Here is a 13,639-nt window from a genome sequence, read left to right on the forward strand (position 1 = left end):
GGTCACTGTGTCCCAAGGCTGTCCCATCACCGCTGGCCAGGCGCTGTAATGCCGCATACCAATGCATTTCTGGACAAACTGGCCAGCAGTTCGCTGCGTTTGAACAAAAGTCTGCTGCTACTCGGCGCCCTGGTGTTGCTGCTGTTGGGCATCAGCTATCTGGGGGTGCAGCGCATGCTCGAAGAGCAGCGCGACACCCTGCAGTTTCACTTCGCCCGGTTGATGGAAAATATCCATGAGCAGGAAGTGTTTCTGCGCGATATCTCCCAGGCCAGTGCCAAGGGCCAATATTTTCCTTTGGTGGTGTTGCCCACTTATTCGCAAAAACCCCTGCCCGAGGAAGGCCCGAATATCTATGAAGGTCGCGGCTTGCCGTTTTCACTGCCGTTCAGTGTAAAGATCGATCCGAACAGAATCGCCGCCGACCAATACCCCAAGGTTTTCGCGCTGGGCAGTTATCTGGCCGCCTACTACAGCGCATTCTGGGCGGCGTCACACTATCAGTCGCCGCAAGTGATCCTGCTCAATGGCCCCGACAACTTCGACGTGGCCGTGCCCTCCGCCGGGCGCTTGCGCGGTGCCGGCCCGATGCAGATCGGCGCGTTTGCCCACGTCATGAGCCAGGTGAACCAGCATGCACGCGAGCAGCCGTCATCAGTCCCGGATCATCAAGTGCATTGGGTGCCCTACCCGCCCACTCAGGACAGCGAGGCAACACCGACGCTGCTGGCCTACGTCAGGATCAATCTGCTGCAGCCAACGCTTACCATTGAGGGCGCCGATTCCTGGGTGGTGGTCGGCACGTTGCTGAAACTGTCTCAGGTCAACAATATCGAGCGCTTGATGGAGTGGTCGATTTACGATGACTTCACCTTGATCACCCCGGCCGGCGTGGTCTTGACCGGCGCACAGAGATCCGACCAGGTACTGGATGAGGGGATAAATTTCGACCGTGACGGTCTGGTGTTCAAGCTCAGCAGCCCCGGCGCACAGCACTGGACCGCGATCTACGTCATCAGCCTGCGCAGTTTTCTCAGCTATGCGCTGTGGCCATTGCTGTGCCTCGTGGCGGTGGTGCTGGCGTTGCTCGGTTGCGGTCGGGTCATCAATCGCTGGTACACCGCGCGCGTGATCATCCCCGCGCAAAGTGCGCACGCGAGCATCGCCGAAAGCGAGGCTTTCAGCCGTGCGGTGATCGACACCGCACCGACCGGCCTCTGTGTGATTCGCCGCAGCGATCACCACGTGCTCCTGGAAAACCAGCGCGCCCAGCAATGGCACGACAGCAGCCGTTTGATGAGCCTGCTCAAGTCACACAGCGAGTCCGGCCATGCTGATCTGGAGATCGACGGGCGTCATCTGCATCTGGCTTTCGTCTCGACGCGCTATCAAGGCCAGGATGCCTGGTTGTGTGCGTTGCATGACGTGACCCGGCATATCGAAGACGCTGCCGCCCTGGAAGAAGCCCGTCAGGCCGCCGACTCGGCCAACCAGGCCAAGAGCCGCTTCCTCGCCACCATGAGCCATGAAATTCGTACCCCGCTCTACGGCGTGCTGGGCACCCTCGAATTGCTCGGCCTGACGCCGCTCGCGCCGCGTCAGCAGGATTATCTGGACACCATCCAGCGTTCCTCCGCCAGCCTGTTCAAGCTGATCAGCGATGTGCTAGATGTGTCGAAGATTGAGGCCGGGCAAATGACCCTTGAGCTTCAGGACTTCTGCCCGCTGGAGCTGACTGAAGATGTCGTGCGTACTTACAGCGCATTTGCCCGCGCCAAAGGCCTGCAACTGTATGCCTGCATCGATTCGACGTTGCCGGACCGACTGCGCGGTGACCCGTTGCGCATCCGCCAGATCCTCAACAACCTGCTGAGCAACGCGATCAAGTTCACCGACAACGGCCGCGTGGTATTGCGCGTGCGGGTGTTGCAAAACGCCGCTGGCAACGCCCAAGTGCAGTGGCAGGTCAGCGATTCGGGCGTGGGGATTTCCCTGGCGCAACAAGCGCAATTGTTCGACCCTTTCTATCAGGTCAACGATGCCGACAGTCAGGCCGGCGCGGGTCTGGGCCTGGCCATTTGCAAATGGTTGTGCGAGTTGATGCACGGCCAGTTGAGCGTTGTCAGTGAACCCGGACTGGGCAGCAGTTTTACCCTGCAACTGGAGTTGGAGAACGTGCTGGGCGCATTGGCCGACTGCCCCGCGTTCGTGGAAGGCAGCGCCGCCGTTTATGTACGTGCGCCGGTCAGCGAACTGGCACTGCACCTCATTGCCTGGCTCAAACGTTTTGGTCTGGATTGCCGCTTGGTGACGACCGAGATGCCACCCTCCTCGGCGCTGCTGGTGGACCTCACCCCTCTCGACAACGCCCCGCACTGGAGCGGGCCTCGGATCGTAGCCGTAGCGGGCGGCCCCAACCCGGCGCAATCAAATGGCTCTGACTGCACGGTCGACGCCGACGATGTGCGCGCGATTGCCTGGGCGATTGATCTGGCACAACACGGCACCAATGCGCAGCGCCCAGCCTCGTTGCAGGCAAAGACCCGCCCACTGAATCTGCAGGTGCTGGTGGCCGAAGACAACGTGATCAACGCTGCGATCATCAAGGAACAACTGGAAGCACTGGGCTGCGCGGTGGTCGTCGTCGCGAACGGCGAACAGGCTCTGGCGCAGTGGGCGCCCGGCCGTTTCGATCTGCTGCTGACCGACGTCAACATGCCGGTCATGAACGGTTACCGACTCGCCGAGGCGGTACGCCAACAGGATGCGATGTTGCCCATTATCGGCGTCACCGCCAACGCCCTGCGCGAAGAAGGCGAACGCTGTGCCGCCGTCGGCATGAACGCGTGGATGGTCAAGCCGCTGAACCTCGCGACGTTGCGCGCGCAACTGGAACAGCATTGCAAAATCGCCCTGGCGCCGGCTATCGACGCCCCGCCGACGCTTTCAGCGAAAATGCGCGAGTTGTTTGTCACCACCCTGCGCCAGGATATTCAGACCACCCTGGCAGCACTGGATGCGGCCGACGCCAACAGCGTGGCGCAGCAACTGCACAGCATGGCGGGAGCGCTGGGTGCGGTGCAGATCAATGCCTTGGCCAGCGCGTTTGTCGAGCTGGAATGTCGCTTGACCGGCATGGCAGTGACGCCCGCTCTGGCCGTGGCGGTGCGACAAAATCTGACGCGGCTGCAAGATCTGCTCGACTCCCTCGAATAACTTCACTCTGGATAAATCACTCATGGAAACCTTCAACGTTGTCATTGCCGATGATCATCCCATCGTGCTGCTGGGGGTACGGGAACTGGTCGAGCGCGACCAACGCTTTCGCGTGGTGGGCGAAGCCGTTGGCTCCGATGAGCTGATCCAACTGCTGGAGACCAAGCCCGTAGATTTGTTGATCACCGACTTCAACATGCCTGCCGATTCGACCTACGGTGACGGCCTGAAACTGGTGGAGTACCTGATAAGGCACTTTCCCAAGGTTCGAGTGCTGGTACTGACCATGATCTCCAACCCCTTGATCCTGACGCGCCTGCAGGAACTGGGTGTGCTGGCAGTCATTCAGAAAAACCAGTTGCACGACGAAATCGAGACCGCACTCAAAGCCATCGCCAAAGGCAACCCGGTGCGCTGGCAGGCACCCGCGCCGACATCGGTAGTGAACGACGGCGCTGATCTGGATGAACGGTTTTCCCGGTTGTCGCCCAAGGAACATGAAATCCTGCGTTTGTTCGTTCAGGGCCAAGGCGTCAACGACATTGCCCGTTACTTGAACAGAAGTGCAAAGACCATCAGTACGCAGAAAATTTCGGCGATGCGCAAACTGGAAGTCGGCAGTGATCAGGAGTTATTGACTTATTGCATCGAGCGCAACTTGTTCAGCTAATAAAACCTGACACTTTTCGACAACTTCCCAACTTCTAGGAATCGTCTGATGTTCCGTCGATAACCCGCGTTTTATTGTGTTGCTTTAACCCCACCAATGGAAAAAGCAACATGAAAAAGTTGTCCCAAACACTTCTCGCCCTTTCGATGTTCGCTGCCGCAGGTAACGCCCTGGCCGCTGACCCGGTCGTGCCAACCAAGGCCGGCAGCGGCACCATCAACTTCACCGGCACCATCAACAATGACGCCTGCTCCGTCGAAGGCGCTGGCAGCAACAAAACCATTTCGGTCAACATGGGCGAAGTGTCGATCAAGGACATGGGCACCGCCACTGCACCTAAAGGCAACGGCACCCTGAGCGCCGAAAACTTCGACATGAAGATCAACTGCAACGCCGGCACAAAAGTGGCGATGATCTTCGAACCGACCAAAGGCGCAGGCTCGGGCATCGTGGCCGGGACCAAAGTGCTGAAGCTGATCGACGGCCTGGGCGCTGCGAAGAACATCGGTATCGCCTTGCTCGACTCCAATGGCGCGTTGATCGACCTGAGCTCGCCATCCACCGCGAAGATCGAAAACACCCTGCAAGACAGCAACACCACGCTGAAATTCTCGGCCGCCTACGTCACCACCGCCGACGTGGCAACTGCCGTTGCCGGTCGCGGCGATGCCACCCTGCCGTTCACCCTGCAATACGAATAACCCGCGCGAATGCTCGAGCCCGGTGCGGGGCCACGCGGCCCCGCGCTTTCAATCACTTGCGCGGTAACCATCATGTTTTATCGTCACTCATTGTCCTTTTGCGCAGGCCTGCTGGGCCTGTTCGTGGTCAATCAGGCCACCGCCGGCATTTCCTTGAGCAGCACCCGCCTGGTCTTCGACGGCCAGCACAAGGAAGCCGGCATCACCGTACGTAACAGCGGTGCAGATGTCCTGGTCCAGTCGTGGATCGACACCGACGCCAGCGAATCCGCTTCCGTGCCGTTTGCGGTTACGCCGCCGTTGGTGCGCGTCAGCGGCGACGAACAGCAAATACTGCGGGTCATCTACGAAGGCACCGGCATGCCGAGCGACCGCGAATCGGTGGTCTGGCTCAACGTGCAGGAAATCCCCCAGAACGCGAAGACCCAGAACACTTTGCAGCTCGCTGTGCGCCAGCGCATCAAGGTGTTCTTCCGCCCGGCCGGTCTGAAAAAAAACGCCTATCTGGCACCGAGCGAATTGACCTGGCGCCTGGCCGAGCGCGCCGGCAAAAGCGTGCTGGTGGTGAACAATCCCGGCCTGTATCACGTGTCGATTGCCGATATCACCTTGCAATCCGGCGCACTCAGCGAGCACCCGTTTGATTCGATGATGATCGCCCCCGGCGAACGCAAAGAGTTCGCCCTCAAGCAACTTCATTCAACTAATGCGGCAAATTTGTTGTTCAGCAGCATTAACGACTATGGAGCCCAAGATCCTTATACCGCGCAACTTTCCAACAGCGCTGACACCAGCGCCAGTCCAAAGAAAGAAACGCCATAACTCGCGAATCGCTCTGATCGCACACTTTCACTGTATTTCTCTTCGCTCCGTTAGTTCGTATCGGAGGTGATATAGGGTTCCTGCATGTTTTTACTCAAACGCGACGGCCTGGCATCGTTGTTGATCGCCTCGGCTATCAGCACGGCGTGCCAGGCTGACGGCGATGAACAGTTCAACACGTCGTTTCTGCAAGGCGCCGCGTCGACCGTTGATGTGCAATCGCTGCTCGCCAGCAACAGCGTCCTCCCTGGCAACTACCGGGTTGACCTCTACAGCAACGACACGCTGGTCGGTCGTCGCGACATCGACTTCCGCCGCCACCCCGGCAATGGCAAGATCCAGGCCTGCCTGACCCTGGAAATGGTCCAGCAGTTGGGCGTCGACATCGCCAAGTTGCATGCCAGCGGCAAACTCAACGCTGACGACCCGAACGCCTGCCTCGACCTGCCGGCATTGATCGAACATGCCAGCGTGCGTTACGACGTGCCGCGCCTGCGCCTGTTGGTCAGCGTGCCGCAAAGTGCCATGGAACGCGGTCGACGGGGTTACGTTGACCCGGCGCTGTGGGACGAAGGCGTGCCTGCTGCATTCATCAACTATCAACTGAGCAGCAACCGTAACAGCACGCAAACGGCCAATACGATTTCCAATAACGTCGGCTTGCGCAACGGTATCAACCTGGGCGGCTGGCGCTTGCGCAACGAGTCGAACTTCAACAGCAGCACCGGTCAGCCGAGCACCTTCAAAAGCAACCGCAGCTATCTGCAACATGACCTGACCGCATTGAAAGGCCAGTTCAGTGCCGGGGATATTTTCTCCGACGCCGACCTGTTCGACAGCGTGCGCTATCGCGGCTTGAAACTGGCCTCCGATGACGGCATGCGCGCCGACAGCGAGCGCGGCTATGCGCCAGTGATTCGCGGGATTGCCCAGTCCAGCGCCACGGTGGAAATTCGTCAGAACAACTACATGCTCTACAGCGCCAACGTGCCACCGGGCCCGTTCGAGATCAGCGATATTTATCCGAGCGGTTCCAACGGCGATTTGGAGGTGACGATTATCGAAGCCGACGGTCAGCGTCGGGTGACGGTGCAGGCGTTTTCCAGCCTGCCGATCATGGTGCGCCAGGGGCAGTTGAAGTACAGCGTCTCGGCCGGCCGCTACAACAGCAACAGCGATGATCAGCAATCGCCGCAGTTCGTCAGCAGCACACTGGCCTATGGCATCAGCAGCAACTTGTCCGGCATCGTCGGCGTGCAAGCGACCGAGAATTTTCAGGCGCTGTCCGTGGGCGCGGGGCGTAATACGCCGATTGGTGCCGTATCGCTCGACGTGACGCATTCCGCCAGCCGCACCTTTGGCCAAGTGGTCAAAGGCAACAGTTTGCGCGCGCTGTACGCCAAGACATTTACCGGCACCGACACCAGCTTCACCCTCGCCGCCTATCGCTATTCGACCGAGGGTTATCGCACCCTCACCGACCACGTCGAGGAACTGAGCCACGAGGGCGAAAAACGCACGGGCAACTCGAAAACCCGCACCGACCTGACCATCAACCAGAGCCTGGGGACGAACCAGCAATATGGCAGCGTTTACCTCAACGCCAGTGACCAGCGTTATTGGGGACGCGGCGGATCGCAAAGCCTGTCGGCGGGTTACAGCAATTACTGGGGCGATGTCAGCTACAACCTCGGCGCGACCTACACCAAAGACGTCGGCAACTATGGGCCGGCGAACAATGACACTCTGGTCAACCTGTCGCTGTCATTCCCGCTGGGTTCGAAACCCCGTGCGCCGAGGGCGTTCGTTTCCGCGAGCACGCAGAAAGCCACCGACAGCACCCAGGTCGGAATCAACGGTTACCTGACGGAAGACAGCGACACTTATTATTCGGTGCAAGGCGGCAACAGCGGCACTGGTGGCAGCAGCGGTTCGGCCAATATCAGCACGCGAACATCGGTGATGGATATCAGCGCCGGTTACAGCCAGGGCCGCGGCTACAACTCGCAGAATCTCAATCTGGCCGGCTCGATCGTCGGCCACGGCGGCGGGATCAACCTCGGGCAAACCGTGGGTGAGACATTTGCGCTGGCGCAGGTCGAAGGGGTTTCCGGGGTGAAAATCGGCAGCTTCTCCGGGGCGAAAACCGGACGTAACGGCTATGCCGTGGTGCCCAATGCGCAGCCCTATCGCGTGAACTGGATCAACCTCGACACCCGCGATCTGGGCGCCGATATCGAAATCGATAATGCGACCCGGCAAGTGGTGCCGCGCCGTGGTGCGGTGGTGCTGGCGCGCTATGCGAGCAAGACTGGGCGGCGGGTGCAATTCGCCTTGTTCGATGCGCAGCACAAGCCGATTCCCTTCGGTGCTTCGCTCGAAGATGGCGCGGGTAAGCAACTGGCGATCTCCGACCCGAGCGGCAAGGCACTGGCGTTGGTCGAGGATGACGCCGGCACGCTGACCATCAACTGGCAGGGCCAGCGTTGTGAAGCACCGTATGCGTTACCTGAACGTGACAAGGCGTTGAACTATGAACGGGCCTCGCTGGTGTGCCGCCCGTCCCCAGTTAATTTGCCGTAAGAAAAAATCCTTGCCCGCCACAGATCAGTGTAGGAGTGAGCCTGCTCGCGATAAGGCCATCAGCCGCACCATTGATATCGACTGAAAAAACGCCATCGCGAGCAGGCTCACTCCTACAGGGGAACGCATTCCAAATGTAGGGGTGAGCCTGCTCGCGATTGAAGCGGCTCGGTTCAGGAGAAAGCGCGATCTAGAAATCGCGCTTGTAGAAGATATCCAGCGAACTCGCGACGCCACTGGCCGCCTCGACATACACCTTCTTGCTCAGCTTATAGCGCAGCGCAATGGTGCTGGCCGGTTCAAACACGCCCACGCCATAACGCAGACTGAGCTTCTCGGTAATATTGCCGCTGGCCACAACACTGGTGGCATCGCCGCTGCCCGCCGTGTCGAGCTGAAAGTCCTGAATGCCCAGATCCTTGGCCAGGCTGCTGGTGACCCCGGAGCTGCCCATCAAGCCCAGACCCAACGCCGCTTGCGCGAGCATGTTGTTGTCTTCGCCGTTGGTGCTCAGCGGGCGACCCAAGACCAGATAGGACAACGCCTGCTCCTGGCTCATCGCCGGCTCGGAGAAGATCTGCGTAGTCGGCTGCTCGGCACTGCCGCTCAGGCGAATACCGGCGATCACGTCGTCGGTCTGGCGGATCGCTTCGATGTCCAGATACGGCTGATCGAGGGGGCCGGCGAACAACAGACGCGCACGGCGCACTTGCAGGCGCTGACCGTAGGCACTGTAGCGACCGTCGTTGAGCCACAGTTCGCCACGGGTGTCCATGTTGTCGCCGATGTGCACATGGCCTTTCACGTTGGCGGTCAGGCCGAAACCGGCGAAAGCCAGTTTGTCTTCGCCGACCACCACGTCGATGTCCATTTTCATCGCCATCGGCGGTTTGCCCTCTTCGGTCTGCGCACCGACGATGATCGTGTCATCGGAGACTTTCACCGTTGATGGCGGCAATTCGCGCACGGTGATTTCGCCTCGCGGAACCTGCACCTTACCGGCAATCGCCAACTCATCGCCGGCCATGGAAATCTTCAGATCCGGGGCCACTTCCAGCTTGGCATACGGCTCGACCGTGACTGGCAATTGCGTGCCCTTGAGCGCCAGATCGACCATCAGTGCCTGGCCCCAGGCGACGTTCCCCGTCAGGCTGCCCTGCCCGGCCTTGCCACTTTTCCAGCCGCCGTCGAGGCGTACCGATTCGCCGGCAATCACAGCGGTGAGTTGCAGATTCTGCAGCTCCATCGGCAACTCGGCGCCGGACACTTCGCCATCGCTGAGCTGCACCGTGCCGTTGACCAGCGGCGCCAGCAGTCCGCCGGAAATCGTCCCGCTGCCGTTCAGGCGCCCGGTGAGTTTTTCAACCATCGGCACAAACGGCCGCGCCACCGACAGGTCCAGCCCGCTGAGGCGGAACGAGCCGCTCAACGGTTTGTTTTTCGGCAGCGGGTTGAGCTGCGCCTGCACCATCAATTCGCCGAGTTTGCCGCCGACGAAATTCAGCTCGGTGTCGACGCGTTTTGGCGTGAGTTTACTGGTGAGTTTCAGGGTCTGGTACGGGAAGTCCAGCCACTGATCCTTTTCCTTCATGCGCAAGGTGCCGCCGCTGGCGTCAATGCTGACAACACCGTTCGGGCCGCTCGCTGGCAGATCCAGTTGCAGATCGGCGTTGAGCTTACCCTTCCAGGCAAAGTCTTTCGGCAACCACTGCGCGAGGCTTTCGATCGGGAATTGCTTGAGGTGGTAGCGCAGTTTCGGCTCCGGCATCAGCCGTTGATCTTCACCGCACAGGCTGGCGTCGCCGGACATCCAGCAATGCGCGCCAAAGTTGATTTTGCCGTCTGCCAGACGTTCGAGCTTGGCCGGGCTTTGCAGTTTCCAGTCCTGGCCACCGGCCTGAATATCGCCACTGCCCAGACGACCACGCCAGTTGCCCTTGTCCAGATTGCCATCCAGACCGAGGGCCAGTTTCAGCTTCGGCCCGATCAGATCGAGGTCGAGTTTCTGCTTTTTGATGTCGCCTTGAGCGCTGGCGGTCAAAACGCCCAAGTTAGTGTCGCCGGCCTGAATGCCGCTGCCTTTCAGATCGATCTTTGCCCGCTGTGCGCTGTCGAGAGTCGCATCGAGGTTGAGGCTTTGCAGGCGATTGTCCTGGAAGGCCAATTGCGAACCTTGCAGATCGAGTTTGCCCTGCGGCGCTTGCAGCGTGCCGGCGACATTGACCTGACCGTTGACCTGCCCGCGCAATTGCGGCCAGAGCTGGGCCAGTCGCGACAGCTTGATATCGATCTGCCCGGTGAGCTTCTGTTGCAGGCTACCCTTGCCGCTGATGCTGTTGTCGCCGAGGCGGATTTGCAGGGCATTCAGATTCCACTGTTCGCCAGCACCGTCAGCCTTGGCCTGGAGGATCGCCGGTTGCCCGCGCAGTTTGCCTTTCAAGTCGAGATCAGCGGTCAGGCTCAGGCGCTCGTTCTTCATTTCGCCTTGGCTTTTCAGCGGCCCGGCCAAGGTGCCCGGCAACTCGGCGACCCAGTACGCCGGATTCAGCGCCGACAGCTCTAGCGCGGTGTCCCAGGCGATGCCATCGGCGAACTGCACATTGACGTGCCCTTCAGCCTTGCCCTGCCCGGCTTGCATTTTCAATTGCGGCAAAGCGATCTGTTTAAGGCTTCCGCTGAACGGACTGCTCAGGGTAAACGCGCCCGCCGGGCCATCCAGTGCGGCGGCGAAGTTGCCGAGGTACTGACCGTCGGTGTAGGAGACTTCGCCCGTGAAGGTACGCAAAGCGACCTCAGGTTCGTCGATTTCGTTGTAGAGCCGATGCCACGGAAAGTCCTGCCAGTTGATGTTGGCTTGGGCGCTGAGGCCTTTGCTCCAGTCAACACTGCCGGTCAGTTTCAGGCTTTGCTTGTCGTTGGCCGTCAGGTCGAGGCCGGCAATCTGCGCGCCACTGGCATCGACTTTGCCTTGCAGCAACAGCGCGACCGGACCTCTGTCGGCAGGCAGCGTGGCGTTGCCGTTGAGCTGGTAACCGCTTTTCAGGTCACCCTCACCGGTCAGCACCAGTTGGTTGAGTTGCAGGGTGTCCGGCAGGTCGGCGCTCGGTTTGAACGCCTCGCTAGTGATGCGCACTTTGGCCGGCAGGTTTTCCGCCAGCGGTTGCAATTCACCACTCAACTGGCCGTCGAGGTAACCCCGGCTGTCGGCGTGCAGGTTGAGGGTTTTCAACAGGTCACCGTCGATCTTCAACGCCAGCGTCCACGGCTCCGTACCCGGCGACGGCAACGTCAGGTCGCCGCTGATGTTCAGCGGCCAGTTGCCGGTCGGCGCGAGTGTGCCGGACAGGTTCAGGCTGAGGTCGTCGCGCTGCAATTTGATGCTTTCAATCTGCATGCCCTGGGCAGTCCAGTGCGCTGCCAGTTGCAAACCCTTGAGCTGTTCGCTGCCGTTGAACAACAGGCTGCCGACCTGCACGTCGCCCAGCTCGATGGCCACCGGCAATTGCAGGTCCGGCAGTTTGATCGGGCCGCTTTCGGTGGTTTCTTCGCTCGGCGGGAATTGCAGAATGACCTGATCAGCCTTGAGCTGTTCGATGCACAGGGTCATGCGCGTCAGGCACAGCGGCGACCAGGCGAAGATTGCCTGGTTCAGTTCGACGCGACTGCTGTCCTGCTGCCACAACAGATGATCGGCGCTCCATTGCCCGCCAAGGCGCCCCTGGAAATTCTCGACGCTGAGCCCCGGCACAAGGCCCAGTACCCAACGGCTGCCAGCCGCCGTGCCGAGTACGGCGGTGACGCTCAATACAATCAACAACACCAGCGCCAGCACCGCCAGCGCCGTAATTTTCAAACCACGCTTCACAGCTCAGGCCCCATGGAAAAGTGCAGCCGGATGCCGCCATCGTCGTCGAGTGCGTGGGCCAGGTCGAGGCGGATCGGCCCCACCGGCGAGACCCAGCGCACACCAATGCCGACCCCGGTCTTGAGGTTCGGCAGTTCGAGTTTATTGAAGGAGTTGCCTTGGTCGACGAAGGTCGCCACGCGCCATTTTTCGGCGATCGAGTATTGATACTCGACGCTGCCGGCGACCATGTAGCGGCCACCGATGCGATCGCCTTTGGAGTTTTCCGGGGACAGGCTCTGGTAGTCGTAACCGCGCACACTTTGATCGCCACCGGCAAAGAAGCGCAGCGACGGCGGCACCGAGTTGTAGCCGTTGGTGGCGCTGCCACCGACCTGCACGCGACCAAGGAAGCGGTGTTTGTCGAACACGGTGGTCAGGCCTTTGACCAGCGCCGTGCCATACAGCAGGTTGTTGTCCGAACCGAGGCCTTCCTTCGCCACTTTGCTTTCGAAGCTCAGGCGATAGCCGTTGTGCGGGTCGATGCGGTTGTCGCTTTTCAGGTACGAGTAACTGATGCCGGGCATCAGCAAGGTACTCAGGCCGGAGTCATCGCCGAGTTCATATTCTTCACGCTGCCATTTCAGCGAGATCACCCGCTGCCAGCCGCTCGGTAATTTGCTGTGCCATTCCGGGCCGAAGGTCAGCAGTTTGCTCAGGGTGTCGGAGCCGTCGATGTCTTCGAACTGATAACCGCCGGCCCAACGCAGTTTGTCGGTCAGTGGCGGGTCGAGCGGGATGTCGTAGAACAGCCCGACGTTTTGCCGGGGCGCCGAGAGTTCGGCTTCCCAGCCATAGCTGTCGCCCTGCGGGTTGACCCAGTGGCGCGTCCAGTTGGCTTTGATGCGCGGGCCGACGTCGGTCGAATAACCGAGGCCCAGGCCCATGGTCCGTGGTTTGCGCGTGTCGAGTTTGACGTCGACCGGGATCACATCGTTCTTCGCGGCGGTCGGTGCGGCATCGACGCGTATGCCTTCGAAATAACCGCTCGATTGCAAATCACGATTCAGCTCTGCGATCAGCTCGGAATCGTACGGCTCGCCTTCCTTGAACGGCACCATGCGTTGCAGCAGGTCTTCGTCGAACGGCGTGTCACCTTCGAATTTGACTTTGCCCAGCGCATAACGCGGGCCGCTGTCGTAGATCAGTTCGATGTCAGCCACCCCGGCGCGCGGGTCGACCATGAGTTTTTGACGGGTGAAATGGCCACTGAAGAAACCGAAGCGCGAGGCCTGATTCTGAATAAGTCTTTTGGCGTCTTCGTAACGCCCATGGTTGAGCACCGCACCGGACTTGAGCGCGTCGCTTTTCGGTACACGAAAGGATTTGAGGGAGGCAGCCGGGCCGTCGACACGAATGGTGACGTTGCGCAGATGAATCGGCTCGCCGGGATCGATGTTCAACACCAGGCGCGGCTTGTCGCCGCCCTTGACGTCACTTTCGATCTGCGGCTGGTAGTAGCCCAACGCCTGAGCCGCTTTGCGCGCCTGCTCTTCGGCACCGCGACTGAAGCGCTGCAGGGCTTCTTCGTCACGGTCGCCGAGACTGCCGATATAGCCTTCTATATTGGCCTTGAGTTCATCGTTGGACGGTTTGATCCGCACATCCAATTCACTTTGCGCCAGTGCCGCACAGCTGGATAACAGCAAGAGCACGCCACTGGTAAATCTTCCTGGAAACTTCATAGGCGCGGATGCTATCACGGGCTTGGGAGCGTGATAGAACAGGAAATTTCCCAAGAAG

General features: G+C 60.2%; 7 protein-coding genes. 5 read left to right on the forward strand and 2 right to left on the reverse strand.

Annotation, left to right across the window (positions count from 1 at the left end; genetic code table 11):
- Positions 1–48 precede the first annotated feature (48 nt).
- The 5 genes from AC1DVF_RS17455 to AC1DVF_RS17475 all read left to right on the forward strand — a co-directional run bounded on the left by AC1DVF_RS17455 (position 49) and on the right by AC1DVF_RS17475 (position 7,992).
- Entirely contained in the window at positions 49–3,216 is a 3,168-nt protein-coding gene (locus AC1DVF_RS17455) for a hybrid sensor histidine kinase/response regulator (RefSeq protein ID WP_477782863.1), read from the forward strand.
- Positions 3,217–3,238: 22 nt separating this feature from the next.
- Positions 3,239–3,886 (forward strand): response regulator, encoded by a 648-nt coding sequence (locus tag AC1DVF_RS17460; protein WP_477782864.1) that lies wholly within the window; start codon positions 3,239–3,241, stop codon positions 3,884–3,886.
- Between the two features lie 110 nt (positions 3,887–3,996).
- On the forward strand, positions 3,997–4,587 hold the full coding sequence (locus AC1DVF_RS17465) for a fimbrial protein (RefSeq protein WP_477782865.1): 591 nt from the start codon (positions 3,997–3,999) through the stop codon (positions 4,585–4,587).
- Positions 4,588–4,659: 72 nt separating this feature from the next.
- Positions 4,660–5,409: a fimbrial biogenesis chaperone gene (locus tag AC1DVF_RS17470; protein ID WP_477782866.1), complete on the forward strand. Its 750-nt coding sequence runs from the start codon at positions 4,660–4,662 to the stop codon at positions 5,407–5,409.
- A gap of 84 nt (positions 5,410–5,493) precedes the next feature.
- Positions 5,494–7,992, forward strand: a complete 2,499-nt coding sequence (locus tag AC1DVF_RS17475) for a fimbria/pilus outer membrane usher protein (protein ID WP_477782867.1) — start codon at positions 5,494–5,496, stop codon at positions 7,990–7,992.
- A gap of 190 nt (positions 7,993–8,182) precedes the next feature.
- On the opposite strand, the gene AC1DVF_RS17480 is transcribed toward AC1DVF_RS17475, so the two are convergent.
- Positions 8,183–11,857, reverse strand: a complete 3,675-nt coding sequence (locus AC1DVF_RS17480; protein WP_477782868.1) for a translocation/assembly module TamB domain-containing protein — start codon at positions 11,855–11,857, stop codon at positions 8,183–8,185.
- A complete protein-coding gene (locus tag AC1DVF_RS17485) occupies positions 11,854–13,581 on the reverse strand; it encodes an autotransporter assembly complex protein TamA (RefSeq protein WP_194935626.1) in 1,728 nt (575 codons plus the stop codon). Before AC1DVF_RS17485 ends, AC1DVF_RS17480 begins: the two co-directional genes overlap by 4 nt.
- Positions 13,582–13,639 lie beyond the last annotated feature (58 nt).

Source organism: Pseudomonas sp. P4_D7, assembly GCF_056401755.1.

Excerpts from the sequence above, each read along its gene's own strand:
- AC1DVF_RS17455 (WP_477782863.1), top strand. The coding sequence starts at position 49 with ATGCCGCATACCAATGCATTTCTGGACAAACTGGCCAGCAGTTCGCTG.
- AC1DVF_RS17460 (WP_477782864.1), top strand. The coding sequence starts at position 3,239 with ATGGAAACCTTCAACGTTGTCATTGCCGATGATCATCCCATCGTGCTG.
- AC1DVF_RS17465 (WP_477782865.1), top strand. The coding sequence starts at position 3,997 with ATGAAAAAGTTGTCCCAAACACTTCTCGCCCTTTCGATGTTCGCTGCC.
- AC1DVF_RS17470 (WP_477782866.1), top strand. The coding sequence starts at position 4,660 with ATGTTTTATCGTCACTCATTGTCCTTTTGCGCAGGCCTGCTGGGCCTG.
- AC1DVF_RS17475 (WP_477782867.1), top strand. The coding sequence starts at position 5,494 with ATGTTTTTACTCAAACGCGACGGCCTGGCATCGTTGTTGATCGCCTCG.
- AC1DVF_RS17485 (WP_194935626.1), bottom strand. The coding sequence starts at position 13,581 with ATGAAGTTTCCAGGAAGATTTACCAGTGGCGTGCTCTTGCTGTTATCC.